Genomic DNA, 23,557 nt, shown 5'->3' with positions numbered 1-23,557 from the left:
CGACTCCTCGGGCTCCCCGCCGCGTGGCCATGGCCCGGTCGGGAAAACGGTAAACACCCCGCCGTCCGGTTCACCCCTCCCTGATGGCTTGTCTGGGCGTCAGCCCTCGGGGACGCCCTTTCCCCTCCCTCCAGGGTCCCTTGTTCGCGAAGTACGAAGGGCTTCGTTGACACCTACGAAATCGTTCGTATAACTATGCGTAGGAAGCGGTGAGGAGAGAGGAAGCCATGAGCCGAGGAAAGCTGCCGCGACCCACGGATGCCGAGCTGGCCATCCTGCGGGTGCTGTGGGACGGGGGCTCGCGCACGGTGCGCGAGGTCCACGAGACACTCCAGGACGGGAGCGGCTACACGACCGTCCTGAAGACGATGCAGATCATGACGGAGAAGGGGCTGGTGACGCGCGACGAGTCCCAGCGCGCGCACGTCTACAGCGCCCGGCTCCCCCGGGAGAGCACCCAGCAGCAGCTGGTCACCGACCTGATGGACCGCGTGTTCGGCGGCTCCCCGGCGCGGCTCGCCCTGCAGGCCCTGTCCACGAAGAAGACGTCCCCGGAGGAGCTGGCGGAGCTGCGCCAGCTGCTGGATTCGCTCGAGAAGGAGTCGGAGTCATGAACGGTCTCATCCTGGAAGCGGTGGGTTGGGCGCTCGTGCACCTGGTGTGGCAGGGCGCGCTCGTGGCGGTGGCCCTGGCGCTGGCGCTCCGGTGGGTGGGCCGTCGTTCGGCGAACCTGCGCTACGCGCTGGCGTGCGGCGCGCTGGGCATCATGCTGGCGCTGCCGGTGGCCACCGCGTGGCGGCATGCCTCGCGCGCGGTGGAGTCCCGTCCCGCAGTGAGCACGGCGTCCGTCCCGCGGACCGTGACGCCCATGGCGGCCCCGGTAACATCCGCGCTGACGCAGCTGCCCGCTCCGCGTCACCTGAAGGAGACCGCGACGCTGCCCCGGCTGGACGGCGTGTTCCAACAGGTAGGCGAGCACCTGCCCTGGCTGGTGCTGGCGTGGGGCCTGGGTGTGGCGGCGTCGTCGCTGCGCCTGCTCAAGGGCTGGATGGGGCTGCGCCGGCAGGTGGACGAGGCGGTGCACGCGTCGTGGGAATGGCAGCAGCGGCTGGAGGTGCTGGCGCGGCGGCTGAACCTCACGCGTCCAGTGCGCCTGCTGGTGTCGTCGAAGTTGGATGTGCCGTCCACGCTGGGCTGGCTGAAGCCGGTGGTGCTGGTCCCCACCGCCACGCTCACCGGGCTGGCCGTGCGAGAGCTGGAGCTGGTGCTGGCCCACGAACTGGCCCACATCCGCCGTCACGACTTCGCGGTGAACATGGTGCAGACGCTGGTGGAGACGCTGCTCTTCTACCACCCGGCCGTGTGGTGGATGTCCCAGGTCATCCGCGTGGAGCGCGAGAACTGCTGTGACGACCTCGCGGTGCGCCATGGCCCCGGCGCCCTCCCCTACGCCCGAGCGCTCACCGCGCTGGAAGCGCTGCGGTTGCAGGGCATGGACGCCAGCGGTCCCGCGCTGTCCGCGCTGGGCGGTTCGCTGAAGGACCGCGTGCGGCGGCTGGTGGTGGCGCCCACGTCACGGTGCTCGTCGCGCTGGGCGGCGGGGGTCTCCATTGTCACGCTGGCCAGCAGTCTGGCGCTGGCGGTGCCGCTGACGGCGCTCGCCGTGCAGCCTGTGAAGGCGCCGGAGACGAAGGCCCTGGCGTCTCCTGTCGTCAGCGCCACGCCCCGTCTCCACGTCTCCGTGCCCGCGCCGGTCGCGGCTCCGGTGCTCGCGGTCGTCGCGGCGCCCCCTGCTCCGAACCCCGCTCCCGCCCCGGTCGTCGCGCCAGCTCCGAACCCCGCGCCGTCCCCGAAGGAGAAGGCCCGCGCGGCGAGCAAGGAGTCGGACGATGCCGACGAGAAGACCCGCGTGGGCGTGGATCCGCTGAGCGTGGACCAGCTGGTCGCGCTGAAGATCGCGGGCGTCACGCCGGAGGTCGTCGACCGCATCACCGCCATGGGCTACGAGCCCACGGTGGACACGCTGGTGGGCTTCCAGCACGCAGGCGTCACGCCGGACTACGCGAAGTCCATGACGGACCGCTTCGGCCGCTCCATCCCCGCCGAGCAGCTGGTGGCCATGAAGCACCTGGGCGTCACGCCGGAGTGGCTGGGGCAGATGGCCGCCCTGGGCTTCGACAAGGAGGACTCCGACGACCTGCTGTCCGCGAAGGCGCTGGGCATCAACGCCGCGTGGCTCAACGAACTGAAGGCCGCGGGCTTCGGGAAGCTGAGCCTGGATGAAGCCGTGCAGCTCCGTGCGCTGGGCGTCGACTCCAGCTACCTGCGCGAACTGGAAGCCGCGGGCGTGAAGCCCGCCACCGTGGATGAGCTGGTGCGCCTGCGCGCCGGCGGCGTGGACGCGGACTTCATCCGCCGCATGCAGAAGTCCCGGAAGTAACCCCTCCCTTCCTCTCCCAAGCGGCCCCACCGCGCGCTCCCTCCCGAGCGCGCGGAAGGGCCGCGCCTTGCCCGAAAAGGAGTCGCCGTCATGACGTCGCGCCTGTCTCCGTGGCTCACCCTGGTCGTGATGCTCCTCACCCTCCCCGTCCTCGCCGCCGAGGCCCAGCGCACCGGCACGTGGGGCGCGTACGTGAAGGAGCAGCAGTTGCAGCTGTCATTGCAGCCCAAGGACCGTCCTGATTCGCACCACGGCTTCTCCGCGCCACTCGCCGACTTCCAGGGACTGTCCACGGCGGAAGGAAGCAGCGCCCCCTTCAAGCTGGTGCGTGAAGCAGGGACGTTCGACTTCGAGGGCCGATTCAAGGACGGTCAGGGTGTGGGCACCTGGCGCTTCACCCCGGACGCAAGCTTCACGAAGAAGCTGTCGGAGCTGGGCATTCCCAAGCCGGACGCGGATGAGCAATTCCTGCTGGCCAGCGTGAACGTCGGCCCGCAGCGCGTCCAGGCGCTCGCGGCGGTGGGCCAGAAAGTCATCACCGTGGATGAGCTGGTCCAGGTGGGCATCTTCAACGTCACCCCGGAATACGTCCGTGCGATGGCGGCCGAGGGCTACCCGAAGCTGACCATCGAGCAACTGGTGAGCTGCCGCATCCACAACGTCACGCCGGAGCGCATCCAGGGCCTCGCGGCGATGGGATTCAAGGGCCTGCCCCTCGACTCACTCCTGGCCATGAGCATCCACGGCGTGACACCGGACTTCGTCCGCGAGATGCGAGGCCTGGGCTTCAAGGACCTGGGCGCGGATGACCTGGTGGCCATGCGCATCCACGGCGTCACGCCCGCGTTCGTGAAGGAGATGCGCGACGCGGGCTACGAGAACGCCACCGCGGATGACTTCGTCTCCATGCGCATCCACGGCATCGACTCCATCTTCGTCCGCTCCATGTCCAAGAAGCGCAAGTAGCCAGGCACCGGGGGCCTTGACGTTTGGAGCGTCAGGCCTTAACACTGAACCAAATGGTTCAGTCTCAAGCCGCCCTCGACCGTACGTTCGCGGCGCTGTCAGACCCGACGCGCCGGGCCATCCTCCTGCGACTGGGGGGAGGGACCGGCACGTCCATCGGCAGCCTGTCCGAACACTTCGAGATGACGCTCACGGGCTTCCAGAAGCACGTGCGCATCCTGGAGGAGGCGGGGCTCGTCACGACGGAGAAGGTCGGACGGGTCCGCCAATGCAAGCTCGGGCCGAAGCGACTGGAGGACGTGGCGAAGTGGATGGCCACCTACCGGACCATGCTGGAGCAGCGCCTGGACAACCTCGAGGACTTCCTCGAGCGCACGAAAGGAACGCCATGACGACCCAAGTCGCGAGTGCATCCCCCAACAAGGCCATCGTCACCCAGACCGCGGAGCGGGAGCTGCGCATCGAACGCATCTTCAACGCGCCCCGCGAGCGGGTGTGGAAGGCGATGACCGACCCCGCGCTCGTCTCCCAGTGGTGGGGCCGGGGCAACAAGGTGGTCGTCGAGCGCATGGACGTCCAGCGCGGCGGCCACTGGCGCTTCGTCGAACACACGCCTGAAGGCACCCACGGCTTCGAGGGCCGCTACCGCGAGGTGAAGCCCATGGAGCGCATCGAGCAGACCTTCGAGTGGGACGGCATGCCGGGCCACGTGACCGTGGAGACGATGACGCTGGAGGACCTGGGCGACGGCCGCACCAAGCTCGTCAACATCTCCCTGTTCCACACCGTGGAGGACCTCCAGGGCATGGTCGGCTCCGGCATGGAGCAGGGCCTCAACGAGAGCTACGCGGCGCTGGACAAGCTGCTCGCGCGGCCCAACTGAGGCAGGGCCCCAAAGGCGGGAGGCTCCGGGCCTCCCGCTCCCCCTGGGTCCAGCAGGAGCTCCGTCGGATTCCGCACACGCAAAGGTCCGCTGCCGGATGCTCCGGCGGCGCGGAGTGGTGCGCGCCGCACATCCCTCCCACCCTTCAATCCGTCGTACCGTCCACCCGCTTTTCGGTGTATCCCTGGCTCCCCCTCAACGGGCTTCCCCCCTGCCCGGCCCATCAGGAGCGAGCCATGCATCACAGCCGACTCAGCACGTTCGTCATCGACTGCAAGGTCGAGGACTTCGACGCCGCCACACGGTTCTGGAGCGCGGCGCTGGGGCGGGCGGTGAAGCCGGTGGATCCGGACTCGCCCACCTACCGCGAGCTGGAGGCGAAGGACACCGAGCCCATGCTGCTCCTCCAGCAGGTGGAGCACGAGAGCCGCATCCACCTGGACATCGAGTCGGATGACCTGGACGCGGAGCTGGAGCGGCTGGAGGCCCTGGGCGCGAAGCGCGTCGCCTACGTGCAGCGCTGGTGGGTGATGGAGGCCCCCACCGGCCAGCGCTTCTGCATCGTCCGTCCGCAGCGCGGTCCCCTGGCGGGCCGCGCCAACGTGTGGGACGGCGAGGGCCGCTGAAGCGCGCCCTACCCCGGGCCCAGCGCGGCCTGGAGCAGGTCCAAGAGCCCCGGCCACTCCTCCGCGGACAGCCACAGGCCCTCCGGCGCGTGCTCCGCGGTCATCCGCAGGGAGGAGGACTCGAAGAGGCGGGCCGCCAGCGCGCCCTCCTTCGGCAGCGCCCCCTCCACCCGGAGCACCTGTCCGTCCCAGGCCAGTCCCGGCGGCAACAGCTTGCGCGCCAGGGCCTGGAGCGCGGCCTTCCCGGCCCCCGTGCGCAGCGCGCCCATCAGCAGCGATGACGCGCCGGGGGACTCCTCCAGCTCCACCCGGCCGGGCGTGGCCAGCCACAGCGTGTAGCGCCCCCCGGCCAGCTCCACGCGCTGGGGGGTGGTCTCCACCCGCAGCTTCCAGCCCCGCACGTCCAGCCGCAGGTCGTACACGGACGGAGTGATGTCCCAGGAGCGCAGGGTGAGCCCCTTCACGCGGCCCAGCACGCCCCGCGACAGCGCCTCCACCCGCGCGTGCGACAGGCGCACCCGCCGGCCGCTCACGTCCACCGCCACCTGGTTGGACAGCCCCGCCGGCAGGGCCCTGGCCCACGCGACCACCCCGTCCAGCATCTCCGTCCACGGCTGCCCCGCCATCTCGCGTCACTCCCTGGGGGCCCGGCCGGGGCACCCGTCGGGTGCACAATGGGGGACGCGGGCCCCCCGTGCAAAGCATCCGCGCGGTGCTACGGTGCGCCCCGTGCCCCAGAGCGAGTCCCTGTCAGAGCGGGTGGAGCGGTTGGAGCTGCCCTTCAACGAATACGGTGTCGACCCCTACGGCATCTCCAAGAAGCACCTGAAGCTGGCGCTGGAGTTCTTCGCCTTCCTCTACCGGAACTACTTCCGGGTGCGTTGCACCGGCGTGCAGCACATCCCGAAGAAGGGACGCGGCATGCTGGTGGGCAACCACTCCGGCGGCGTCGCGGTGGACGGGATGATGGTGCTCACCTCCACGATGCTGGAGATGGACCCGCCCCGGCTCGCGCAGGGCATGGTGGAGCGCTTCATCCACAAGTTCCCCGTGGCCTCGCTGTGGGCCAGCCGCACCGGCCAGTTCACCGGCCTGCCCGAGCACGCCGTGCGCCTCCTGGAGGACGACCGGCTGCTGATGATCTTCCCGGAGGGCGCCCGCGGCACCGCGAAGCTCTACCCGGACCGCTACTCGCTGGTGGACTTCGGCACCGGGTTCATCCGGCTGGCGCTCCAGACGCGCTCGCCCATCATCCCCTTCGCCTTCCTGGGCGGCGGCGCGGCCATCCCCACGGTCACCAACGCGTACGCGCTGGGCAAGCTCTTGGGCGTCCCGTACGTGCCGCTGACGCCGTACCTGCTGCCGCTGCCCCTGCCCATTGGCCTGGAAATCCATTACGGCGAGCCGCTCGTCTTCGAAGGCACGGGCGACGAAGAGGACCACGTCATCCAGGGCTACGTGGACCAGGTGAAGGCGAGCATCCAGCGGCTCATCGAAGACAACCGCGCCGAGCGCAACCTGCGCCGGGCCCGGAGGCTGTTGCCATGAGGGTGTTGATTGCGGGCATCTCCGGCGGCATCGCGCGGAGGCTGGCGCTCAAGCTGCGCGACAGCGGCCATGAAGTCGCGGGCATCGACATCCGCCCGTGGAGGGACGCGCCCAAGGGCATCGAGGTCCACCCGGTGGACATCCGCAAGCGCGCCGCCGAGGACCTCTTCCGGCGCTGGAAGCCGGAGGCCGTGATTCACATGGCCACGGTGACGGCGTTCACCGTGCAGGGCCACGAGCGCGGCCGCATCAACCTGGACGGCACCAAGGCGCTGTTCGACCACTGCGCGGCGCACGGGGTGAAGCAGGTGCTCTTCGTGGGGCGCCACACGTTCTACGGCGCGGCGCCGGACTCGCCGCTGTACCACTCCGAGGACGAGCCCCCTCGCGCGCTGGAGGCCATCCCGGAGCTGGCGGACCTGGTGGCCGCGGACCTGTACGCGGCCACGGCGCTGTGGCGCATGCCGGACGTCACCACCGCGGTGCTGCGGCTTGTCTACACGCTGGGCACGCCGGGCACGGGCACGCTCGCGAACCTGCTGCGCGGCAAGCGCGTGCCCATGGTGCTGGGCTACGACCCGCTCTTCCACGTGCTCCAGGAGGAGGACGTGGTGACGGCGCTGCAATTGGCGCTGGAGAAGCAGGTGCGCGGCATCTTCAACGTGGCGGGGCCCGCGCCGGTGCCGCTGTCCGTCATCATCAAGGGCACGGGCCGCACGCCGGTGCCGCTGCCCTCGCCGCTGTTCTCCGTGCTGATGGGGCGCGCGGGCTTCCCCCGGCTGTCCGTGGGGGCCACGGACCACCTGCGCTACCCCATCGTGGTGGACAACAAGCGCTTCCTGGAGGCCACGGGCTTCCAGGCCGCCTACGACGAGGGCCGCATCCTGCGCGCCTACGCGGACGCGCTGCCGGTGGACCGGGCGGGCAATGGTGGCTGACAGCGTGGGTGCCTCGTCCGCCGCCACTCCGGGCCTGCTGCGCCGGGTGGAGGCGGTGGTGTTCTTCACCGTGTTCCTGGACCTGGTGGGCTTCGGCATCGTCATCCCGATGCTGCCCTTCTACGTGCAGTCCATGGGCGGCTCGGCGCGCACGGTGGGCATCCTGCTGGGGTGCTTCAGCTTCACGCAGTTGCTCGCCACGCCGCTGCTCGGTCGCTATTCGGACCGGCACGGGCGGCGGGCGGTCATCCTGCTGAGCCTGCTGGCGAACGCGGTGGCCATGGCGCTGTTCGCGTTGGCCAGCCACCAGCTGATGCTGCCGCTGCTGTTCGCGTCGCGCATCCTGGCGGGGGCGACGTCCGGCAACATCGCCGCGTGTCAGGCGGCGCTCGCGGACGTGACGACGAAGGAGACGCGCGCCCGGGCCATGGGCCGCATTGGCGCGGGCATTGGCCTGGGCATGGTGCTGGGACCCACGCTGGGCGGCCTGTTCTCCGGCCTGGGCCCGTGGGTGCCGCCGCTGCTCGCGGGAGGCCTGGCGCTGGTGGGCTTCGTGGCCGCGTTCTTCGCGATGCCGGAGACGCACCCGGTGGAGAAGCGCGTGGCGGCGAAATCCCAGACGCGCTGGTCCGCGTTGCAGGACCCGTCCCGGCGCAAGGCATTGGGGATGGTGCTGGGTTTGTTCTTCGCGGTGTTCCTGTCCATGACCACGCTCCAGGTGGCGTTCGCGCTGCTGGTGCAGGCGCGGCTGGGCTGGGGCTCCAAGGAGGTGGGCTACACCTTCGCGGTGGTGGGTGGCCTGGGCATGGTCATCCAGGGCGGGCTGATTGGCCCGCTGTCTCGCGCGGCGGGTGAGTTCCGGCTGCTCATCTGCGGAGCGCTCCTGCTCGCGGGCGGGATGGCGGGGCTCGCGGTGTCGTGGCAGGCGATTCCGATGATGCTCTCCGTGGTGCTGGTGGGCGTGGGGATGGGCTTCCTGCAGCCGTTGATTTCAAGCCAGGCCTCCCAGGTCGCCCCGCCGTCGCAGCAGGGCGCCGTGCTGGGTCTGGCGCAGTCGTGCGGTGGACTGGCCCGCACGGTGGGTCCGGTGGCGAGCGGCTGGATGTATGCGTCATGGAGCACCCAGGCCCCCTTCCTGACGGGCATGGTTTCAGCGCTCGCGGCGGCCGGATTGGGACTGCTTCTCCATCGGGAAACCGGCGACGACGCAGGGCGGTAAAGCCTTTCAGACCCACCCGGGTCTCTTCCTTCCCGGAATGCCATACCTCCTTTGGGGGGCTTGTCTTCACCCAACCCGTGGGAGCAGTCTTTTGCTCACGAGGGGCGGTGAAGCCATCACTCCCGGGGGGTAGTGCTTGCCATTGGCGGGTGAAGTCGCGCTGCTGGATGCATTGGACCGCCAGGCCCGGCGCCGGGCGGAAGGCATCGCGACCCTGAGCGTGTTGGAGGGACCGGAGGCCCTGGGAGGGACGCTCTGGAGCCAGTGGGCCGCGAGGCACGGGCTGACGGTGGTGGAGGTCTCCGGGGAGGACCCGCACGAGGCGGCACTGGATTGGGCACGAGCGCTGGCGGCGACCCGGGACCTGGGGGCGGACGCGGAGGCGCTGGCGACGTTCAGCCTGACGGCGGCGAATCCCAGACATACGCCGCGGTTCCAGGGAAAGACAGCACATGAGCGGCGCGTGCTGCTGGAGGCGCTGCCGCCGCCCGCGATGCTGGCGGACGCCACGTGGGCGCTGTGCCGGGAGCTGGTGATTGGCCGTGAGGCGGTGGAGCCCGGAGCGCTCCCGAACGCCGTGCGCACGGCGCTCGCGAGGAACCTGGGCGCGGGGCTGCGTGCGGTGCACGCGCTGGTGCCGCCCGGGCAGGCGCCGGCGGTACGAATGGCGGTGGGGGAGGCGCCATCGTACCGCGGGCTCCAGGTGGCGGGGGTGTTGAGCAGCGCGGTGCCGGCGCTCGCGGTGGCGTGCGTGGTGTCCAGCGAGGCGCTGGGGGCGTTCCTGGCGGGCGGGGAGACGCGGCTGAAGGCGCTGGTGCGCGAGGGCGTGGTGGAGGTGCCGGCGGAGCCCTCGGAGACCGCGAGCGCGGTGGCGACGCTCCGGAAGCTGGAGCGCACGGGCGCGCCCGAGCAGCAGCGGGTGAGCGCCGCCGAGGTGGCGCTGGCGGTGCTGACGGGCGCGGGCGCCGCGGGCGCGGACCGGGCGCGGAGCAAGGCGGAGGCGTACCTGCGCGACCGGCTGGAGGAGCACCGGAGCACGGCGGGCCTCTTCGAGCTCAACACCCGGCTGCACCCCGAGGACAAGCGCAGCTGGGAGGTGGACCTGCTGTGCCGCTCGCTGCGCATCGCGGTGGAGATCGACGGCTACCACCACTTCCAGGATCCGGAGCGGTTCCGCCGCGACCGGCGCAAGGACCTGGACCTGCAGCGCGAGGGCTACTGGGTGTACCGGCTGCTCGCGACGGACGTGCTGTCCCAGTTGGAACACATCCTCCACACCCTCGACACGTTGATTGAAGCCCGCGGGCGCGAGCCCGGCGGGCGGGAGCCACGACATGGACACCGACACTCCTGACACCCGGCTTCAGGGCCTGGCATTGGCCTGGTTGGCGACGCGCTCGGAGAAGAAGGCCGGCACGCGCAACGAGCTGACGAAGACGCTGCACGCGTTCGTGGAGCACCGCTGGAGCCGGGGCGAATGGACCGGCCGGTTCGACGCGCTGCTGACGGAGCTGCTGGAAGACAAGCTCGTGGAGGCCCGGGGCCGTTCGGGGCTGGCGTTGACGGGGGCGGGCCGTCAGCGGGCGTTGAAGTTCCTGCGGGTGGATTCCCCCAAGGGGCTCACGTGGAAGCGCGTGAAGCAGCAGCACCTGCTGGCGAAGGGGCTGGGCCTGCCGGGTTCCAAGTCCGCGCTGGGGCGCTTATCGGACGCGGACGGCGTGCGGGCGTTGGTGCTCAAGCGGGCGCACAAGCTGGAGGGGCCGGAGACGCCGACGCTGGCGCAGGTGCGCGATCGGCTGCTGTGGCGGCAGCTGGGGGTGGAGACGGACGAGGCGTTCACGCTGCGCGCGGTGCAGGCGCACCTGTTGGGCAAGCTGCTGGGCCAGGAGGTCCGCGACCCGAAGCGCGGCTTGGAGCAACTGGCCGCCCGCGCGGTGGGAGCGCCGCGAGTGGACGCGGAGGTGGTGCGGATGGCGGCGATGCGGGAGTGGGTGCTGGCGGAGGCGGACAAGGTTTCCGCGCTCAAGCCGAAACTCATGGAGGCTGCCGTGAAGGTTGCCCCCAAGACGCCGCCCACGACGGACACGGTGTCTTTCGCCCGGCGGGTGCTGGACGCGGCGGGAGCCGTGCCCCCTACGGGACGCTTCGGTGACAACAAGGTCTTCATCTCCCACGTGTGGAAGGCGCTGCAGCCGGAGTGGGCGGACCGCCCGGCGTTCAACGAGGCGCTGCTCGCGGCCAACCGCGCGCATCAGCTGTCCCTGGGCCGGGCGGACCTGCTGGCGGCCATGAACCCCCGGGACATCACTGAATCCGAAGTGCGTGCCGCCGGCGCCAGCTTCCACTTCGTCGTCCTCTAAGCGGAACCCTTTCTCAGGAGCCTCCCCATGTCCAATGACGCCCGTCTGAAAGCGTTCCTGTCCGATGGCCCCGAGATCTTCAACAGCGTCCAGCAGGGGCAGACGCTGTGGAAGCGGGATCCGTTCGACGTGCCCTCCATCAATGCGCCCGCGCGCGCGGCGTTCGAGCGGCTCGTGAAGCGCGCCACCGCGCAGACGCCGCCGGAGGACGGGAGGATCCTCCTCTTGAAGGGGGACTCCGGCAGCGGCAAGACGCACCTGGTGCGCGCCTTCCGCAACAGCGTGCATGAGAGCGGCAAGGGCTACGTCGGCTATCTGCCCATGACCGTCGATGTGACGCACTACGACCGTTACATCCTGTCGGAAGTCATCGACTCACTGGAGAAGCCGTACGACCACGGACACGTCGAGGACACGGGGCTGATGCTGTTGTCCGAGGCCGTGCTGAAGCGTTGCACGAACATCTTCGCGGCCCACATCCCGGACGAGGACGTGCTGGACGACGAGGAGTTGCACGGCAACATCCGCGCGGTCGCGGACGACCTGCACGCGGACCCTGCGTTCCGCAACATCGACGTCAACCTCCTGCGCGCCCTGCTCTGCCTCCAGCGCCGCGAGGCCCGCTTCCACCACCGCATCGTCCAGTGGCTGCGCTGCGAGGAGATGTCACCGGAGGACCGGGCCATCATCGGAAACCTGGTGCCTCGCAACACCGAGGAGTCCCCCAGCCGGATGCTCATCCAGTTGGGTCAGCTCATGGGCATCTTCGGCAAGGCGATGGTCCTCTGCGTCGACCAGGTGGAGGACATGCTCGACTTCGAGAAGAAGCCCCAGATGGAGCCCTCCTTCCGCCGCGCGATGAGCACGCTGGTGGCGCTGGCGGCCCAGGTGCCCTCGGCCATCGTGGTGGTCTGCTGCCTCTCCGACTTCTGGGTCGCGACGCGTTCGCACCTCAACCGCGCGATGCTCGACCGCATCGAGCGCAACCCCGAACCCGTGGACCTGGAGTTCAACGTCACCGCGCAGACAGGGCGCGACATCGCGGCCCGCCGGTTGAAGTCCCTGTACGAACAGCAGGGCATCGCCTTCAACCCGGCCCAGCCCACCTACCCCATTCCGGCCCAGGGCTTCGAACTGCTGAGCGGACAGCGGACGCGAGACATCCTGAACGCCTGCCACCGCTACCGGGAACAGGCCCTCCAGGACGGCAAGCTGCCAGCGGCGTTCCCCCTGCCGGAGAAGAAGCAGCAGACGCCCACGACGGGAGTCACCGTCTCCCCCAAGGAGCCTCCGGCGCCGGACCTGGACCAGGCCTGGACGGACTTCAAGGCCAACTTCAAGGCAAGGGTGCCGGAAGGAGACGCGGACATCACCGCGTTGCTCGCCTGGGGCATCAAGGCGAGCGCTGAGGAACTGGGCGACCCGAACCGCTTCAAGGTGAAGGCCCGCGATGAAGGGGACTCGCTCGACGTCACGGCCCAGCCCGGCGACGCACAACTGCATGTCGCGCTCTGCAACAACACGCCCAAGGGAGGCTCCCTGGGCAAGCAGATGACCCAGGCCATCAGGACCGCGGCCAGGAAGCTGCCCGTGCTGGTGCGCACCACGGAGTTCCCCGGCAGCCTGGGCACGATGGTCGCGGAGCAGACCGCCGTGCTCCAGCGCAAGGGCGGTCGGCGCGCGGTGGTGGCCCCCAGCGACCTGCGGGAGCTGCTCGCGTTGCAGGCCTTCCGCAAGCAGCAGGTGGAGTCCGTGTTCCTCGGGTGGAGCCGCGTGGCCCGCCCGGTGACACGGCTCCAGGGCATCACGGACCTGCTGGCGCTGGAGAAGCACGCTCCCGCCGCCGTCACGCCTCCTTCGCCCGTGGTGGTCAAGCCCGCCGCCGTGAGTGAATCCGCCGTGTCCGACGGCGAGACCGAGTGGGAGGTGACGCCGGCCAGCCAGATTCTGCCGGTCAAGCCGGACAAGTCCCCCGCCCCTGTCAGCAGGTCGAAGAACGACGAAGGCCCCAAGGGCCAGATGCGCGTGGGTGTCTCCGAAGGCGTCTTCTCCAACACCGTCTACATCCAGCCGGATGAACTGAAGCAGCACAGCGCCTTCCTCGGAGGGCCCGGCAGCGGCAAGACGACGCTCGCGCTGAACCTGGTCGAGCAGCTGTTGATTCAAGGCATCCCCGCCATCCTCGTGGACCGCAAGGGCGACCTCGCCGCCTACGCGAACGACACAGCGTGGGAGGAGGCATTGGACGACCCGATGATGGTCGAGCGCCGCAAGCTGCTGCGGGAGCGCGTGGACGTAGCGCTCTACACGCCGGGCCGCTCGGACGGACGCCCGCTGTCGATTCCGGTGGTGCCCCGAGGGCTCGACAAGCTCTCGCCCGAGGAGCGCGACCAGATCCTCCAACAGGCCGCGGACGCCCTCTCCACCATGCTGGAGTACAAGAGTGGTGCCCGGGACAGGGCCGCGAAGGCCCTGCTGGCCCTGGCGCTGCGGCTGCTGGTGCAGCGTCCGTCCGGCAAGGAGATCACCCTGGACCTCATCCAGCGCTTCGTCGCCGCGCAGGACATGGCGCTCGTCCAGGAGGCGCATGGGCTGGATGACAAGGTCTTCACCAAGCTGGCGCAGGACCTGGCGACGTTGCGACTCAACGCGCAGACCCTGCTCTCCAACAACGGCGAGAAGCTCGACATGAACGAGCTGCTGGGCCTGGGCACCGCGAGGGTGCCGGGCAAGACGCGGCTCACCATCATCAGCACCAAGTTCCTGGGCGGACTGCACAGTTCGCTGTTCTGGGTGTCACAGCTGCTGGTGGAGGCCAATCGCTGGGCCAGCCAGAACCCCTCCCCGAAGCTCCAGGCCGTGCTGCTCTTCGACGAGGCGGACATCTACCTGCCCGCCATGAGCGTCCCCGCCACGAAGCAGCCCATGGAGAACCTGCTCCGGCGGGCGCGTTCGGCCGGCGTCGGCGTGATGCTCGCGACGCAGAGCCCGGGCGACCTGGACTACAAGTGCCGCGACAACGTGCGCGCCTGGTTCGCGGGCCGCGTGAAGGAAGAGGTGGCGCTCAAGAAGCTCAAGCCGATGTTCTCGGAAGCGCGCGTGGACCCCTCGGTGCGGCTGCCTCCACAGAAGACCGGCCAGTTCCACGTCCTGCGTGAGGGCCAGGTGGAACAGCTCAAGGCGGACCGGAACATCATCAAGACGGAGCAGCTGTCGGAGGAGGAGATCCTCCAACTGGCGCACCGCTCCGGTGAGCAAGGCATCCGCCACGCGGGGTGAGCCCGGCCTGCGACGCCCGCGAGCAGGACACCTGACGTCCGCTACACAGGCTCCCCTTCTCCGTGGGCTTCCAGGCCCGCGGGCAGGGGGGCGCTCCCCTTCCGGGGATGGGACTGGCCCACGAGCGGGGAGCCGTCCTCGCGCGGCTTCGCGCGGCAGCAACTCCCATACTTCCCTCAAGTGTCTTTCATGAGGGGGTGGAGGAATGGCCGTGCGACAGGGCCACGAACGGACCTCGCTTGAGCGCCCGGCGTCAGAGGCTCCCTCATCCATCCAGGCCCTCGATGCCCTGGAGCGCATCTCGGACGCGGTCTTCGCGCTCGACCGCTCCTGGCGCTTCACCTACCTCAACTCGAGCAGCGAGTGGATGCTGCGCCGCCCGCGCGCGGAGCTCCTCGGGCGCGACGTGTGGGATGAGTTCCCCGAGGCGCGCGGCTCCTTGTTCGAGCAGGAGTACCGGCGGGCGCTCGCGGAGCAGGTCCATGTCGCGTTCGAGTCCTACTACGAACCCCTCGATGCCTGGCTGGACGTGCGGGCGTACCCCTCCTCGGGAGGCCTCACGGTCTGCTTCCGGGATGTCAGTCCCCGCAAGCGCGCCGAACATGCACTGCATGCGTCGGAGAAGTTCCTGCGCTCCACGCTCGACTCGCTGTCCACGCACATCGCCATCCTGGATGGACAGGGCACCATCATCGCCGTCAACGCCGCCTGGAGGCGCTTCGCGCGCGACAACGGCTGCGCGGACGGGGACAGCCGCTGCGGCGTGGGCGCGAACTACCTGGAGGTGACCGAGAACGCACGGGGCGAGTACGCCGAGGAAGCCGCCGCCGTGGCGCAAGGCATCCGCGACATCCTCGCGGGCCGCAGCGAGTCGTTCCTCCTGGACTACCCGTGCCACGAGCCTGGAGGCGGCAAGCGGCGCTGGTTCCTGCTGCGCGCCACGCGCTTCGTCGGGTCGGGCCCGCTGCGCGTGGTGATGGCCCACGAGGACATCACCGCCCGCTACGAAGCAGACGAGGCGCGCAACCGGCTGGTTCGGGAAGAGGCCGCCCGCGAGGAGGCGGAGGTCGCCCGCGAGCGGATGAACGCGGTGCTCGATCGCATCACCGACGGCTTCGCCGCGTTCGACCGGGACGGGCGCTTCACCTATGTGAACCGGCCCGCGGAGACCCACTTCGGCCTCAAGCGCGAGGTGCTGCTGGGTCGGCGGCTGGAGGAGGTCTTCTCCAGCGACCACGGCTCGGCCATGGCGGCCCTGGTGCGCCGGGCGACGGCGGCGCAGCTCCCCGTGGAGGAGGAGCAACCCTCGCTCGTGGACAGCCGCTGGCTGCGCGTCGTGGCGTACCCGTCCCCGGAGGGGCTCTCCGTCTACTTCCGAGACATCACCGAAAAGCGGCGCGTCGAATTGTGGGGCCGATTCCTCTCCGACATGGGCGCCGCCAGCACGCGCTCGCTGGACTGCGGAGAGGTGGTCCGCACCGTGGTGACGCTCGCGGTGCCCACGCTCGCGGACGGCTGCGCCATCTCCACGCGCAGTGGCTGTCTGGATGAGGAGTCCTCCACCGAGGTCGCCGCCGTGACGCACGGACTGGCGGACGCGCTGCGAGCGGCATGCGCCCCTGGCGCCGAGACCGTGTTGGGGCGGACCGTGGCGCAGGCGCTGCGCACGGGGTCGGGGGGGCTCCTGCAGGGGCCCTCCGCGGACAGCCCCGGAGTGGAGTCCGCGGTGGCCGTGCCGCTGGCCCTCCAGGACCATTCCCTGGGCGTGCTGCTGCTGGTGTCCGCGCACCCGGGCCTGCGTTACGGGAAGGAGAGCCTTCCGCTCGTGGAGGAGCTGGCGCGGCGGACCGCGCTGGCGCTGGAGAACGCGCGGCTGTACCGCACCGCGAAGCAGGCCATCGCCGAGCGGGACGAGGCGCTGGGCATCGTCTCCCATGACCTGCGCGCGCCGCTGAACACCATCACCCTCCTGTCCCAATCCGCGGAGCGCAGCCTGGTCCGGACGCACCAGGAGGCCCATGCCACGGAGGCCCTGCGCAAGGTCCGCCTCGTGGTGGGCAACATGGAGGGGCTCATCGACGACCTGCTGGAGGTCGCGCGCGTGGAGTCGGGGCGCACGGTGCTGGACGTGGAGCCGCTGGACGTGCCCCGGCTGCTCCACCAGGTGCAGGCCTTGAACGAGCTGTTGGCGGCGGACAAGGCGCTGCGGCTCGAAGTGGAGTCCGAGCCGGACCTCCCCCAGGTGCGCGCGGACCGGGCACGCATGATGCGCGTCTTCCAGAACCTGGTGGGCAACGCCATCCGCTTCACCCCGGCCGGGGGCCACATCCTCCTGAAGGCCGAGCGCCGGGGGGACCATGTGTGCTTCCGCGTGAAGGACTCGGGGCCGGGCATCGACTCGCAGTCGATGCCCCACGTGTTCGACCGCTTCTGGCAGGCCATCCACACGCGCAAGGCGGGCGCCGGATTGGGGCTCGCCATCGTCAAGGGGCTGGTGGAGGCCCACGGCGGCCGCGTCTGGGTGGAGAGCCAGCCGGGCCACGGCGCCGCGTTCTTCTTCACGCTGCCCGGCATCCCGGCGGCCTCCGCGAGCCTCCCGCTCGGCGACGCAGCCAGCCCGTGAAGCCTGGCGCTGGCCTAGAATGAGGCCATGCACCCGCAGCCCGCTTTTCATCTGCCGCCGTGGCTCTTCTTCTTCATGTTCCCGGGGATGTTCGTGCTCGTCTCGTACGTCCTCGCCGCGATGGGAGGCTGGCGGCGGCTCGCGCGGGACTACCGTCTGGACAAGGGCGGAGGCTTTCCGTGCAGCTCCTTCGTCTCCGGCGAGGTGGGCGGGGTGTCGTACGGCAACTGCCTCACCCTGGGCGGCGACGCGCGGGGGCTCTACCTCGCGGTGTTCTTCCTCTTTCGCCTGGGCCACCCGCCGCTGTGCATTCCCTGGGCGGACGTCCATGACCGCGTTCGCGAGCGGCGATTGTTCCTCTTCTCCTGGGACACCTTCAGCGTGGGACCCGACCGGGTGAAGCTGCGCATCCCGAGCACCGCCACGGCACCGCTCGACAGCTACCTGCCCGCCGTCCTCCAGGCCTGATCATGTTCTCCACCGTCTCCGTCGATGGCGTCGTCCAGCGCTGGGAGGACCTGCGCCTGCACGACTTCTCCCAGGGCTTCTTCTTCGGCGCGGGCTTCTTCACCACGTTCCGCATCGACGCCGGGCAGCCGAGGCTCCTCGCACGGCACCTGTCCCGCCTGCGCGGAAGCCTGGACGCGTTCTCCACGGCGGTGCGCGCTCCGGCGCCCTCGCTCCTCCGCGAGGACGCCGTGCGGGAAGCCCTGCGCCGCTGTCTCACCGCGGATGCGGCGATGGGTCCCCGCTTCACCGGCGTGGGCAAGCTCGCGGTCAGCGACGGTCACGTGCTGTGCACCTTCCGTCCCCTCCCCGCGGAGCTCGAAGCCCTGCACCGGCAGGGCCGCGAACTGGAAGGCGTGGAGGCCGGGGCCTACCGGCGCGCGGAGCGCACGGTGAACCACAAGGGCCTGGCGTACTTCCGCCAGCACGCGCTGCTGCCGTGGATGCCCGTGCTCACCAACGAGGCAGCGGAGGTCTGCGAGCTGCCCACGGCCAACCTCTTCGTGCAGCTGGACGGCGCGCTCGTCACCCCGCCGCTGTCCGCGCCGTGCCTGCCGGGCATCGCGCGCGCGGTGCTGCTGGCCATGGCGTCCGTGGAGGGCCTGCCGGTGGTGGAGCGCGTGCTGCCGCTCGCGGACCTGTCGCGGGCGCAGGCGTGCTTCTACAGCAACGCGGTGGCGCTGGCCGTGGGCGTCCCGAGGCTGCTGGGCCGGGAGCTTCCCGACAGCCTCCGGCTCGCGGAGCGGGCCCGTGCCGCGCTCGAGGCCCGGGCCATTCGCGAGGGCTGAGTCCATGTCCCACCCGCGCCCCGGGAGTGCCGCGGGGCACAAGGCGCTTTCGTGGAGGCCGGGAGCCATTAACCTGGGGCGCATGTCCGCACCCTTCGTCTCCCGCGTCCCCTTTGAAGCGGTCCACCCGAAGACCCTGGCCGTGTACTGCTCGGACGGGCGCTTCACCGAGGCCGTGGAGGACCTGGCCCGGCACCTGGGCCACCCGCGCATCGACACGCTCACCCTTCCTGGAGGCCCCGCGCTCCTCAACCGCTGGGCGTCGGACTACCTGGAGAGCGAGGGCTTCACGAAGGCCGCCCGCTTCCTCATCGAAGGCCACCACATCGAGGACGTGCTGCTGCTGGCGCACGCGGGGTGCGGCTACTACCACGCGAAGCACAGCGCGCTGGGGCCGGACATCGCCGTGGAGCAGCAGCTGAAGGACCTGCACTTCGGCGCGAAGGAGCTCCAGACGGCGTACCCGCACCTGCGCATCCACCTCTATTACGTGCGCCCCCACGGGAAGACGATCGAGTTCGAGCCCATCCCCCGCGAGGGTTGAGCCCCGAAGCGACAGGCGTCCGCCGACCTGATACGGGGCCCCCCATGAAGCAGCAAGACGTAGGAAGGGCGCTCCTGGCGCTGTCCCTGGGTGGCTTCGGCATCGGGACGACCGAGTTCGCCACCATGGGCATCCTCCCGCAGATCGCGAGCGGGCTGGGGACGACGATTCCCCGGAGCGGGCATGTCATCGCCGCCTATGCGCTGGGCGTGGTCGTGGGAGCGCCGCTGGTCGCCATCGTGACGGCTCGGATGTCGCGCCGGGCGTTGCTGCTGCTGTTGATGGTGGCGTTCACCCTGGGCAACACGGCCTCGGCGCTGGCACCGACCCTCGACACGCTCGTCGTGGCCCGGTTCATGGCGGGCCTGCCGCACGGCGCCTACTTCGGGGTGGCCTCCGTCGTGGGAGCCGAGCTGTTGGGAGCCGGGCGCAAAGGGCGCGCGGTGGCGCTGATCATGGCCGGGCTCACCGTCGCCAACATCATCGGCGTCCCGGTGGCGACGTTCCTGGGGCAGCAGCTGGGATGGCGAAGCACGTTCCTGCTGGTCGGTGCCATCGGACTGGTGACGCTCGCGGCCCTGTGGCTGTGGGTGCCACACGTGGCGTCACTGGGAGGAAGCAGCATCCGTCAGGAGTTGTCCGCGCTGAAGCAGCCGCAGGTGTGGTGGACGTCGCTGGTGGGCGCGGTGGGCTTCGGAGGGCTGTTCGCGGTCTACAGCTACATCGCGCCGACGCTGACGTTCGCGTCGGGCCTGCCCGAGTCGGCGCTGCCGTGGGTGCTCGCCCTCTTTGGCGTGGGCATGACGACGGGGGCGATGCTGGGAGGCCGTCTGACGGACCATTCGGTGTCGCTCGCGATGTGGGTGGGGTTTGGCGCGACGACGCTGGTGATGGCCCTGTTCGCGCTCACGGCGACATCGCCCTGGGCGGCGGTCCCGCTCGTGTTCCTCATCGGCATCTCGGCGCAGTTCCTCGCGCCCGCGGTGCAGGTGCGGCTCATGGAGGCTTCGCCCGGTGCGCCCTCGCTGGCCGCGTCGATGTCGCACTCCGCCCTGAACATCGCCAACGCCGCGGGAGCATGGCTGGGCGGCGTGGTCATCGCGGCCGGGTATGGATACCTCGCGCCGGCCTGGGCCGCCGTCGCGCTCACACTGATCGGAGCTGGGATCTTCGCGGTCTCGAACCGTGTCGGCGGCCGTCCCGCGCCGGCACAAGTCGAGCACGCGTAGCCATCCGAGGCAGCACGGCAGTCGCGAGGACAGCAGCGCTCAGCGCGTCCCGCCCTCACGGGATGCCGCGTTCTGGAGCCCACGTCGAAGCGCGTCCAGCAGCGACGGCGGGTCACCCACGCGGAAGGCCTGGAGCCCCGCGTCGAAGTCCGCGCGAGCGCCCGTGACATCGCCACGCTGAAGCCTGAGCACGCCCCGCTCGTGCAGCAGTTCGGGATCCACCGCGTCACCGACCTGGGACGCGAGTGCTTCGGTGAGGTCCGCTTCCGCGGCATCCATCCGCCCCGCGCGGGTGCGACTCCGGGCCCGCTGCTGGAGCAGCCACGGATTGCCCCGGTCCTCCGCCAGGGCCGCCGTCCAGTCCGCCTCCGCCTCCGTCAGCCGCCCCAGCACTTCGAGCGACTCCGCGCGCTTCATGTGCAGCACCAGCGCCTTGCGGAACCCCGCGGCCTCCACCTGCGCGAACTCCTCCACCGCCTCCGCGTGCCTGCCCAGCCGAGCGAGCGTGAGCGCCCGGTGGTAGCGCGTGGCCACGTGGCCCGGCGCCAGCTCCAGCACGCGGTCGAACCAGGGCAGCGCCTCCGCCGGCTGGCCACCCCACACCCCCAGCGTCAGCCCCACCTCCACCAGCACCCGCACCTGCGTCGGATGCGCCTCCGCCAGTGTCCGCGCCAGCGCCAGCGCCGACGTGTAGCGGCCTCCCCGGCGCAGGCGGTCCACCTCGCGCAAGGGCTCGGAGAGCTCCAGGGGCCACGCCTGTCGTCCGTTGCGTTCCATGGGGTGGGGGCGGTCGTCCGCATTTCGCAGGCACGTCCCGGGGTGTCAAGGCTGCGACTTGACCCGGAGGCCCGGTCGCGCGAAGAGCGCTGGCATGAAGCCCTGGGAAACAGTGGAGCGAGCGCAGTTGCCGGACGTGGGCGAGGTCGTGCTCGCCAAGCGGGACGAAGAGTACGTGCTGCGCGTGCGCGGCCAGACGTTGATGTCCAGCCGCCAGCATGGCTCTGAGATGGCCATGGCCGACGCCGGCTGCGCGAACTTCGCGGCGGACGCGCCCGCCCGGGTGCTCGTGGGCGGGCTGGGCTTCGGCTTCACGGTCCGCGCGGTGCTCGACCGCCTGGGACCGGGTGCCCGCATCGTTGTCGCGGAGCTGATGTCCCCGGTCGTGGAGTGGAACCGGGGTGTGCTCGCGTCGCTAGCGAACGCGCCGCTGGAGGACCCGCGAGTCACCGTGGTGGAGGGTGACGTGGGCAAGGTGATGCGCAGGCAGCAGGGCGCCTTCGACGCCATCCTGCTCGACGTGGACAACGGCCCGAAGGCCCTGACCCACCCGGACAACGACAGCCTCTACGACCTCACCGGCGTATCGCACGCCTTCAACTCCCTGCGCTCCAACGGAACGCTGGTGGTGTGGAGCGCCGGGCCCTCGCCCGCGTACGTGAAGCTGCTGGAAGAGGTGGGCTTCACCGTCAACCTCCTCCACCCCACGGCGCACGGCACCAAGGGGCCGCGGCACACCCTCTTCGTCGCCCGGCGCGTGCCCAAGGCGAAGTCGTCGTCCTCGTCGTCCCGTTCGCCGTCCCGGCGCTGAAGCACCCGAGCATTCATCCCTTCCAGAGGTGGCAGCCCATGCGGTGTGTCCGTCTGTTCCTGCTCGCCGTCGTCCTTGTCAGCGGCGTGGCCCATGCCGCTGAAACGGAGCCGATGCCTCCGCACGCGACGTTCACGCTGCCGTCGAAGAAGCTCCAGGAAACGCGGCGCATCAACGTCTACACGCCGCCCGGCTATGACGCGGCGAAGGGCGTGCGCTACCCCGTCCTCTACATGCCCGACGGCGGCGAACAGGAGGACTTCCCGCACGTCGCCACCATGGTGGACACCGCCATCCGCGCTGGGGAGATGCGGCCCGTCATCCTGGTAGGCATCGAGAACACCGAACGGCGCCGGGACATGACCGGCCCCACGCAGGTCGCGAAGGACAAGGAGATCGCCCCACGCGTGGGTGGCTCGGCGGCGTTCCGCGCCTTCCTGCGCGACGAGCTGATGCCCCACGTCCGCCGCAAGTACCGCGCCACCGACGAGACGGCCATCATCGGCGAGTCGCTCGCGGGGCTGTTCATCATGGAGACGTTCTTCCTCCAGCCCGGGATGTTCGGCACATCCATCGCGCTGAGCCCCAGCCTCTGGTGGAACAACGAGGAATGGGTACGCAAGGCCGGAGACCAGCTCAAGGCAAGGCCGGGCCTGAAGGCCACGCTGTACATGGCGTCCGCCGGCGACGACGTAGCGGCCGAAGCCGGACGCCTGGCCGAAGCGTTCCGCGCGAACGCGCCCACGGGACTGAAGTGGAAGTACGAACCCCATCCCGACCTGCTCCACGCCAACATCTACCGTTCGCTGGAGGCGAAGGTACTGCGAGAGGCCTTCGCGCCCGCCTCCACGAAGGCGGTCCCTTGAGCAGATAGCCAGACGCAAGTCGCCGCAGGAACAACAGAGGACGCAGGGGCTGTCGCCACTCACGAAGCAGGCAGCCCCAGGGTCACGGCAATGAATCGCCAGAGGCGAGCAGCCCACCGGCCCAGGGGACCCCGGCCACCGTGAAGCGGACCCGCGTCCGTGTGCACCGCCCCCTGAGAGAAACCGCGAGAGCCACTGGGCGACGTCCCGGGCAAGAGTCGCTCCTCCACGCCCAAGGCGGCAGGACCTGTCCGACAGCAGGACACCTTGCCCAAGGCCGCGCTTACCGAATCCCCGGCACACGCCCCACCTGGCTCACAGGGTACGAGCCCGATGGCGGCTGGAGGCAGTAGCGGCCCGCTGGTTTGCTCCACGCGGAAGCCGTGTTCCTGGACGAGCCCCTCACTGCTCTCGACTGCTGGGGTGGGACAGTCAAGGCCACGCGCCTCCACGCCGGGGCGTGCTTCCACTGCATTGACCTGCGCGGTGGCTGACGCAGGGGCAGGGGGTATTTCCTCCTGGGCGCGGTCGTCCTGAGAGGATGGGCGCCCCTGGGAGGTTGGGGCGAAGGCGTTCAGCACGTGCTCATCGCGAGCCTTCAGCAGTGCCGGCAGCTCGTGCTGAAGTGCCTGCACGTCGCGCTCGTGCAGGATTTCGCTCACGCGGATGGCCCACTCGCGCAGCGCCTCTCCGCCCATGAGCGGCAGCAGTTGGGCGGCTCCTCCCAGGAAGGCCCGCTGCAGGGACTGAACGAGGAGCACGTGCCCGGGGCGCGCCGCCACCCGCGCCGCATGCCGCAGCAACTCGAATTCCGCCTGCGCGCAGGTTTCCCCCGACTCCCAGCGCGCCGCGTCCTGGAGCTGGAAGCACGTGCTCCCCAGCCGGTCCAAGTCGAGGTCCGAGGCCCTCGCGCAGCAGTCGGCCAGCAGCTCCACCAGCGCCTGCCGCTTGAGGCTGAAGTAGCCCTCCAGAAGCCACCGGGCATCCGGGTTGCTCGCGTCATGCAGCGCCAGCCCCAGGTTCTCCGTAAGTCCTCGCCCGAGCCCGTCGAGAGCGACGTTGACGGAGAGGTTCGGCGAATGATTGCTGGGTGAGTCGTCTCAGCGCGACGGGCCGCGAGCCTCGGCCCAGAGGGAGACTTCGCCGTCCGCCT

At 70.3% G+C, this 23,557-nt stretch carries 22 protein-coding genes; 20 read left to right on the top strand and 2 right to left on the bottom strand.

Going from position 1 to position 23,557, the window contains the following annotated elements:
• The first annotated feature begins 227 nt into the window (after positions 1-227).
• The 6 genes from D7Y15_RS26525 (at position 228) to D7Y15_RS26500 (ending at position 4,915) form a co-directional block, all read left to right on the top strand.
• Positions 228-614, top strand: coding sequence for a BlaI/MecI/CopY family transcriptional regulator (locus tag D7Y15_RS26525; protein WP_120578354.1), 387 nt, complete (start codon positions 228-230; stop codon positions 612-614).
• On the top strand, positions 611-2,440 hold the full coding sequence (locus tag D7Y15_RS26520; RefSeq protein ID WP_121754319.1) for a M56 family metallopeptidase: 1,830 nt from the start codon (positions 611-613) through the stop codon (positions 2,438-2,440). The genes D7Y15_RS26525 and D7Y15_RS26520 overlap by 4 nt, the downstream gene beginning before the upstream one ends.
• Positions 2,441-2,530: 90 nt before the next feature.
• A complete protein-coding gene (locus tag D7Y15_RS26515; RefSeq protein ID WP_121754318.1) occupies positions 2,531-3,406 on the top strand; it encodes a 4-hydroxy-3-methylbut-2-enyl diphosphate reductase in 876 nt (291 codons plus the stop codon).
• 53 nt (positions 3,407-3,459) lie between these two features.
• Entirely contained in the window at positions 3,460-3,798 is a 339-nt protein-coding gene (locus D7Y15_RS26510) for a helix-turn-helix transcriptional regulator (RefSeq protein WP_120578357.1), read from the top strand.
• A complete protein-coding gene (locus tag D7Y15_RS26505; protein WP_120578358.1) occupies positions 3,795-4,289 on the top strand; it encodes an SRPBCC family protein in 495 nt (164 codons plus the stop codon). The genes D7Y15_RS26510 and D7Y15_RS26505 overlap by 4 nt, the downstream gene beginning before the upstream one ends.
• A 236-nt stretch (positions 4,290-4,525) precedes the next feature.
• Positions 4,526-4,915: a VOC family protein gene (locus D7Y15_RS26500; RefSeq protein ID WP_120578359.1), complete on the top strand. Its 390-nt coding sequence runs from the start codon at positions 4,526-4,528 to the stop codon at positions 4,913-4,915.
• Between the two features lie 8 nt (positions 4,916-4,923).
• Here the strand turns inward: D7Y15_RS26500 and D7Y15_RS26495 are convergent, their stop codons facing one another.
• Positions 4,924-5,541: a hypothetical protein gene (locus D7Y15_RS26495; protein ID WP_120598263.1), complete on the bottom strand. Its 618-nt coding sequence runs from the start codon at positions 5,539-5,541 to the stop codon at positions 4,924-4,926.
• Between the two features lie 103 nt (positions 5,542-5,644).
• Between D7Y15_RS26495 and D7Y15_RS26490 the strand changes: the two genes are divergently transcribed.
• The 11 genes from D7Y15_RS26490 (at position 5,645) to D7Y15_RS26440 (ending at position 19,950) form a co-directional block, all read left to right on the top strand.
• Positions 5,645-6,463: a lysophospholipid acyltransferase family protein gene (locus D7Y15_RS26490; RefSeq protein WP_180946054.1), complete on the top strand. Its 819-nt coding sequence runs from the start codon at positions 5,645-5,647 to the stop codon at positions 6,461-6,463.
• Positions 6,460-7,401, top strand: coding sequence for an SDR family oxidoreductase (locus tag D7Y15_RS26485; protein WP_120578362.1), 942 nt, complete (start codon positions 6,460-6,462; stop codon positions 7,399-7,401). The genes D7Y15_RS26490 and D7Y15_RS26485 overlap by 4 nt, the downstream gene beginning before the upstream one ends.
• On the top strand, positions 7,391-8,620 hold the full coding sequence (locus tag D7Y15_RS26480) for an MFS transporter (RefSeq protein WP_121754316.1): 1,230 nt from the start codon (positions 7,391-7,393) through the stop codon (positions 8,618-8,620). Before D7Y15_RS26485 ends, D7Y15_RS26480 begins: the two co-directional genes overlap by 11 nt.
• Positions 8,621-8,762: 142 nt before the next feature.
• Positions 8,763-9,974 (top strand): endonuclease domain-containing protein, encoded by a 1,212-nt coding sequence (locus tag D7Y15_RS46635; protein WP_120578364.1) that lies wholly within the window; start codon positions 8,763-8,765, stop codon positions 9,972-9,974.
• Positions 9,955-10,980, top strand: a complete 1,026-nt coding sequence (locus D7Y15_RS26470) for a hypothetical protein (protein WP_121754325.1) — start codon at positions 9,955-9,957, stop codon at positions 10,978-10,980. Before D7Y15_RS46635 ends, D7Y15_RS26470 begins: the two co-directional genes overlap by 20 nt.
• A 27-nt stretch (positions 10,981-11,007) precedes the next feature.
• Entirely contained in the window at positions 11,008-14,259 is a 3,252-nt protein-coding gene (locus D7Y15_RS26465; protein ID WP_120578365.1) for an ATP-binding protein, read from the top strand.
• A 205-nt stretch (positions 14,260-14,464) separates the two neighbouring features.
• Positions 14,465-16,882 (top strand): PAS domain-containing protein, encoded by a 2,418-nt coding sequence (locus D7Y15_RS26460; RefSeq protein ID WP_121754315.1) that lies wholly within the window; start codon positions 14,465-14,467, stop codon positions 16,880-16,882.
• 27 nt (positions 16,883-16,909) lie between these two features.
• Positions 16,910-17,350, top strand: coding sequence for a hypothetical protein (locus D7Y15_RS26455; protein ID WP_121754314.1), 441 nt, complete (start codon positions 16,910-16,912; stop codon positions 17,348-17,350).
• Between the two features lie 2 nt (positions 17,351-17,352).
• Positions 17,353-18,177, top strand: coding sequence for an aminotransferase class IV (locus D7Y15_RS26450; RefSeq protein ID WP_121754313.1), 825 nt, complete (start codon positions 17,353-17,355; stop codon positions 18,175-18,177).
• Positions 18,178-18,259: 82 nt separating this feature from the next.
• Positions 18,260-18,721 (top strand): carbonic anhydrase, encoded by a 462-nt coding sequence (locus tag D7Y15_RS26445; protein ID WP_120578369.1) that lies wholly within the window; start codon positions 18,260-18,262, stop codon positions 18,719-18,721.
• Between the two features lie 44 nt (positions 18,722-18,765).
• Positions 18,766-19,950, top strand: a complete 1,185-nt coding sequence (locus D7Y15_RS26440) for an MFS transporter (protein WP_121754312.1) — start codon at positions 18,766-18,768, stop codon at positions 19,948-19,950.
• 39 nt (positions 19,951-19,989) lie between these two features.
• Here D7Y15_RS26440 and D7Y15_RS26435 read toward each other — a convergent pair whose 3' ends face one another.
• Positions 19,990-20,727 carry a tetratricopeptide repeat protein gene (locus D7Y15_RS26435; RefSeq protein ID WP_121754311.1) on the bottom strand — a complete coding sequence of 246 codons (738 nt, stop codon included), beginning with the start codon at positions 20,725-20,727 and terminating at the stop codon, positions 19,990-19,992.
• Positions 20,728-20,821: 94 nt separating this feature from the next.
• Here D7Y15_RS26435 and D7Y15_RS26430 point away from each other — a divergent pair, with 94 nt between their 5' ends.
• From D7Y15_RS26430 to D7Y15_RS46795, 3 genes are all read left to right on the top strand, one after another.
• Positions 20,822-21,538, top strand: a complete 717-nt coding sequence (locus D7Y15_RS26430; protein WP_120580944.1) for a hypothetical protein — start codon at positions 20,822-20,824, stop codon at positions 21,536-21,538.
• A 38-nt stretch (positions 21,539-21,576) separates the two neighbouring features.
• Complete coding sequence (locus D7Y15_RS26425; protein WP_121754310.1) at positions 21,577-22,404, top strand: alpha/beta hydrolase; 828 nt, start codon at positions 21,577-21,579, stop codon at positions 22,402-22,404.
• 581 nt (positions 22,405-22,985) lie between these two features.
• Entirely contained in the window at positions 22,986-23,498 is a 513-nt protein-coding gene (locus D7Y15_RS46795; RefSeq protein ID WP_158629119.1) for a hypothetical protein, read from the top strand.
• Positions 23,499-23,557 lie beyond the last annotated feature (59 nt).

This window comes from Corallococcus sp. AB030 (assembly GCF_003668965.1).
In the GTDB taxonomy this organism is placed as follows: Bacteria; Myxococcota; Myxococcia; order Myxococcales; family Myxococcaceae; genus Corallococcus; species Corallococcus exiguus.
Note: the sequence above shows the minus strand (reverse complement) of the source record. Positions and strands in the feature narration are given on the sequence as shown.

Excerpts from the sequence above, each read along its gene's own strand:
- D7Y15_RS26525 (WP_120578354.1), top strand. The coding sequence starts at position 228 with ATGAGCCGAGGAAAGCTGCCGCGACCCACGGATGCCGAGCTGGCCATC.
- D7Y15_RS26520 (WP_121754319.1), top strand. The coding sequence starts at position 611 with ATGAACGGTCTCATCCTGGAAGCGGTGGGTTGGGCGCTCGTGCACCTG.
- D7Y15_RS26515 (WP_121754318.1), top strand. The coding sequence starts at position 2,531 with ATGACGTCGCGCCTGTCTCCGTGGCTCACCCTGGTCGTGATGCTCCTC.
- D7Y15_RS26510 (WP_120578357.1), top strand. The coding sequence starts at position 3,460 with ATGGTTCAGTCTCAAGCCGCCCTCGACCGTACGTTCGCGGCGCTGTCA.
- D7Y15_RS26505 (WP_120578358.1), top strand. The coding sequence starts at position 3,795 with ATGACGACCCAAGTCGCGAGTGCATCCCCCAACAAGGCCATCGTCACC.
- D7Y15_RS26500 (WP_120578359.1), top strand. The coding sequence starts at position 4,526 with ATGCATCACAGCCGACTCAGCACGTTCGTCATCGACTGCAAGGTCGAG.
- D7Y15_RS26495 (WP_120598263.1), bottom strand. The coding sequence starts at position 5,541 with ATGGCGGGGCAGCCGTGGACGGAGATGCTGGACGGGGTGGTCGCGTGG.
- D7Y15_RS26485 (WP_120578362.1), top strand. The coding sequence starts at position 6,460 with ATGAGGGTGTTGATTGCGGGCATCTCCGGCGGCATCGCGCGGAGGCTG.
- D7Y15_RS26480 (WP_121754316.1), top strand. The coding sequence starts at position 7,391 with ATGGTGGCTGACAGCGTGGGTGCCTCGTCCGCCGCCACTCCGGGCCTG.
- D7Y15_RS26470 (WP_121754325.1), top strand. The coding sequence starts at position 9,955 with ATGGACACCGACACTCCTGACACCCGGCTTCAGGGCCTGGCATTGGCC.
- D7Y15_RS26465 (WP_120578365.1), top strand. The coding sequence starts at position 11,008 with ATGTCCAATGACGCCCGTCTGAAAGCGTTCCTGTCCGATGGCCCCGAG.
- D7Y15_RS26460 (WP_121754315.1), top strand. The coding sequence starts at position 14,465 with ATGGCCGTGCGACAGGGCCACGAACGGACCTCGCTTGAGCGCCCGGCG.
- D7Y15_RS26455 (WP_121754314.1), top strand. The coding sequence starts at position 16,910 with ATGCACCCGCAGCCCGCTTTTCATCTGCCGCCGTGGCTCTTCTTCTTC.
- D7Y15_RS26450 (WP_121754313.1), top strand. The coding sequence starts at position 17,353 with ATGTTCTCCACCGTCTCCGTCGATGGCGTCGTCCAGCGCTGGGAGGAC.
- D7Y15_RS26445 (WP_120578369.1), top strand. The coding sequence starts at position 18,260 with ATGTCCGCACCCTTCGTCTCCCGCGTCCCCTTTGAAGCGGTCCACCCG.
- D7Y15_RS26440 (WP_121754312.1), top strand. The coding sequence starts at position 18,766 with ATGAAGCAGCAAGACGTAGGAAGGGCGCTCCTGGCGCTGTCCCTGGGT.
- D7Y15_RS26435 (WP_121754311.1), bottom strand. The coding sequence starts at position 20,727 with ATGGAACGCAACGGACGACAGGCGTGGCCCCTGGAGCTCTCCGAGCCC.
- D7Y15_RS26430 (WP_120580944.1), top strand. The coding sequence starts at position 20,822 with ATGAAGCCCTGGGAAACAGTGGAGCGAGCGCAGTTGCCGGACGTGGGC.
- D7Y15_RS26425 (WP_121754310.1), top strand. The coding sequence starts at position 21,577 with ATGCGGTGTGTCCGTCTGTTCCTGCTCGCCGTCGTCCTTGTCAGCGGC.